General features: G+C 41.1%; 5 protein-coding genes. 3 read left to right on the forward strand and 2 right to left on the reverse strand.

From position 1 onward, the window contains the following. Window positions 1-48 precede the first annotated feature (48 nt). Window positions 49-702, reverse strand: coding sequence for a cytochrome b/b6 domain-containing protein (locus tag ABYD77_RS18370; protein WP_372771544.1), 654 nt, complete (start codon window positions 700-702; stop codon window positions 49-51). Between the two features lie 227 nt (window positions 703-929). On the opposite strand from ABYD77_RS18370, the gene ABYD77_RS18375 reads away from it, so the two are divergent. From ABYD77_RS18375 to ABYD77_RS18385, 3 genes are read left to right on the forward strand one after another with little or no spacing between them, the layout of a single operon-like run. Continuing rightward, on the forward strand, window positions 930-1745 hold the full coding sequence (locus ABYD77_RS18375) for an AraC family ligand binding domain-containing protein (RefSeq protein WP_372771545.1): 816 nt from the start codon (window positions 930-932) through the stop codon (window positions 1743-1745). Then, window positions 1742-2425: an AzlC family ABC transporter permease gene (locus ABYD77_RS18380; protein ID WP_372771546.1), complete on the forward strand. Its 684-nt coding sequence runs from the start codon at window positions 1742-1744 to the stop codon at window positions 2423-2425. Before ABYD77_RS18375 ends, ABYD77_RS18380 begins: the two co-directional genes overlap by 4 nt. Next, window positions 2422-2724 carry an AzlD domain-containing protein gene (locus tag ABYD77_RS18385; protein ID WP_038638550.1) on the forward strand — a complete coding sequence of 101 codons (303 nt, stop codon included), beginning with the start codon at window positions 2422-2424 and terminating at the stop codon, window positions 2722-2724. The genes ABYD77_RS18380 and ABYD77_RS18385 overlap by 4 nt, the downstream gene beginning before the upstream one ends. Before the next feature lie 25 nt (window positions 2725-2749). Here the strand turns inward: ABYD77_RS18385 and ABYD77_RS18390 are convergent. Then, window positions 2750-3390 (reverse strand): iron-containing alcohol dehydrogenase (locus ABYD77_RS18390; protein ID WP_372771547.1); only part of this gene is annotated, 641 nt, incomplete at its 5' end.

The following is a 3390-nucleotide window of genomic DNA, read 5'->3' on the forward strand; positions in this document are numbered from 1 at the left end:
CAAGTGCTGACCTTTTTAATGCAACTCTATATCTGTTAATGTTAACAGTTAGCTTAGTAATGTTTTAACTGACTCAGCACCCCAAGTCGTAAGTAGAGCGGTTAATAACACACAAAAAATCGCAAAACCTACCCATCCACTCTTCATTTTGGCATTTTGTTTGTAACTTTCTGTTGTTTTGCCAGTGATCATCGGGGGAACGAGCGCTTTACCTTTCAGTTTATAAACCACAATCGCTGTAATATGTAGCGCAATTGCAATTAATATCCAGTCGAATATTTGATGATGCAAGCTGCCAGCAAGAGACGATAAATCACCGCTAACCATTGCGACTAAAGGGCCGTCATACATAATGTCGTCGGTGGTCATCAGTCCTGTGACTGCTTGTGTTACTAATAGAATGAGAAACGCGATCACCATATAACTGCCGGCCGCATTATGGCCAGGGGTTTCTTGGGCTGCACCTTTGATGGCTGCTAGCGTGTTTTTAGGTGAGTGAATTAATGCAGATAATTTTGCCGTATCACTACCAATAAAGCCCCAAATAAGACGTGTTGCTAATAATGAAAGCAAACTAAAACCCGCTACAAAATGTAATTCCATAAGGCTATTTTCAGCCGAGTAATAAAGTAGTGCGATCAGTGCGACCATACTCCAATGGAAAAAGCGAATAAATCCATCCCATACTTGTGTTTTTTGCATATCGCCCCCTGACAATATTCTTCAATAACTTACATAAGAATAAAGATATGTTGCCATAAATCAGATAGATTCGGTAAGTAAATACGTTAAACACCAATAAAAATGCTATCGAGCAATTTTGTACAATTTTTAAAAATGTAGTTAGCTATACTGGGCTTTTAGTAACGTCCTTTGAGGTGCTAAAGCACCTTTGAAAACATAGAGTAGATTCATAATAAGCGGCACCAATGGAAAAGACGGTTTTTCAATATCATCATGAACTAAATGGCTTAGAAGTACTGCATGCTCAATATAAGCAGCAAAACTTTGCTCGCCATAGTCATGAAGGTTACACCATTGGATTAATTGAAAACGGCGCCCAACGTTTTTTTAGAAGTGGTGCCAACCATGTGGCGCCAACAAGCAGCATTATTTTAGTTAACGCCGACCAAGTGCATAATGGCCAAACGGCTACTGAACAAGGTTGGGGTTACCGTGCTATGTACCCAACGCCTGAATTATTTGAAGGCTTGACTGATGGCATTGGCGAAACGCAACTAGGTGCCCCTTATTTTGAGAAGGCGGTGGTATTCGACCCAATGTTAGCAAAGCAAATGGCATTTACCTTTGACTTACTCACAAGCGAAAAAAGTACATTAGCCAAACAGTCTGCGCTTTATCAGTTACTGATTAATTTAATAACTCGCCACAATAAGCGTTCATTTTGCTTGCGTGCTACATCGCGGAAACCACAATTAGCCACAGCGCTTGATTACTTGCGAGATTATTACTTCGATAATATGAGTCTTACGGAGCTGGCTGCAATTGCCAATATGAGCCCCTTTCACTTTATTCGACAATTTAAAGCGGAAACGGGCATGACCCCTCATGTTTATCAAACGCAATTTCGTGTCAATCGGGCAAAGCAAATGTTACGCTCTGGGCTTGCTATTAATGAGGTTGCATTGGCGGTTGGTTTTTACGATCAAAGTCATTTTCACCGTTATTTTAAAAAGAATATGGGGTTAACGCCTAAACTATATTGTAAGGCCGTAAGTGTATGAAAACAGCTATCGCTAAAGGTTTTTGGGACATGTTACCGCTCAATCTGGCGGTCATTCCATGGGGAATTTTGTGTGGCTCACTCGCCGTGCAATCGGGGTTTAGCCCATTAGAAGCACAGTTAATGTCGCTGTTAGTTTTTGCAGGCTCAGCGCAGTTAGTGGCAATTGAGTTGATTGTTGGCAATGCGTCACTTATCACCATTTTAGTTACCACCTTTATTATAAGCGCGCGTCATTTTTTGTATGGTTTAAGTGTGCGTCACAAGCTGATAGATAAACCGCTAAAATGGCGATTAAGCTTAGGTTTTTTATTAACTGATGAGCTGTTTGCGTTTTCGCATCACAGGCGCGCCTATCAAGGCAAAATTCGCTTAGTATATGCGTTAGTTGCTGGTGGTAGTTTTTATATTGCGTGGAATATTTGGACTTTGATTGGTGTTGTTGCAGGCGCGATGCTACCTGACTTAACTCAGCTGGGCTTAGATTTTGCTATAGCATCCATTTTTATTGCTTTAGTGATACCGAGCATTACTAACTGGCCAACGTTATTAGCATGTTTAACTTCGGCAATTAGCATTGTGGTTTTTAAGTTGTGGCATTTTGAATTAGGGCTGATTTTTGCGGCCTTGCTTGGCATGAGTGTAGGTTATGTGCTTGAAAGCAAGCGAGGTGAAAAGTGATAGAAATTATTTTGCTGATGGCATGCGTTACTTTTACAACGCGCTTTTTATTTTTATCTAAACGCCTACCTTTTAGCATCGGCCCGAAAATGCAACGCTTTTTAAGCTTTAGTGCACCTTGTGTATTAACCGCAATTTGGGTGCCGATTGTGTTTGTGCAAGAAGGCAAGCTGGCAATTTCTCTTAATAATCCCTATTTAATCGCTGCCTGTGTGGCGGTGTTGCTGGCATATCGCTTTAAGAATTTATATATCACTACGGTTGTAAGTTTAGTGGTGTTCTTTTTATTAAAGCTCTAACTGGGTTTTCAGTTAGAGCTTGTCTTTAGAGTGATGCCTTAAGTACATCACGGCTAATATCGAGAGTGACTTGTTGGTTTTCACCTAGAGCAGTCATGCCATGTCGTTCAAGTTGCTCAACAATCGCATCCACAATTTCTTCGCCTAATTGGTAATCGCTAAAGCGAGTTGGCATGTTTACTGAGTGGAAAAATGCCTCGGTTTTTTCGATTGCTAGATTAATGGTTGTGTCATTATCTTGCTCTGAAATACCCCAAATACGTTCAGCATATTGCAGTAATTTAGCTTCTTTTTGCTGGCGCATTGCATGCATCATACGTGGCAACACAATAGCCAATGTTTGTGCATGGTCTAAACCATAAAGCGCAGTAATTTCATGGCCTAACATATGGGTCGACCAATCTTGTGGTACACCAGCACCAATTAGGCCGTTTAATGCCATGGTTGCAGACCACATTAAGTTTTCGCGAACGTCCATATTGTCAGGCTCAGCAAACACGCGCGGACCTTCTTCGATGAGTGTATGCAATAAACCTTCAGCGAAACGATCTTGTACTTTGGCACCGTGGTCAAACGTGAGATATTGCTCCATTACATGCACAAACGCATCAACAATACCGTTAGCTAGTTGCCTTTCTGGTAGTGTTTTTGTTACTTGCGCATCTA

Origin of the sequence: Pseudoalteromonas sp., assembly GCF_041629635.1 — a bacterium.
Taxonomy (GTDB): domain Bacteria; phylum Pseudomonadota; class Gammaproteobacteria; order Enterobacterales; family Alteromonadaceae; genus Pseudoalteromonas.

What these genes read in the sequence shown, in the direction of transcription:
- ABYD77_RS18370 (WP_372771544.1), bottom strand. Translation starts at nt 702, where the DNA reads ATGCAAAAAACACAAGTATGGGATGGATTTATTCGCTTTTTCCATTGG.
- ABYD77_RS18375 (WP_372771545.1), top strand. Translation starts at nt 930, where the DNA reads ATGGAAAAGACGGTTTTTCAATATCATCATGAACTAAATGGCTTAGAA.
- ABYD77_RS18380 (WP_372771546.1), top strand. Translation starts at nt 1,742, where the DNA reads ATGAAAACAGCTATCGCTAAAGGTTTTTGGGACATGTTACCGCTCAAT.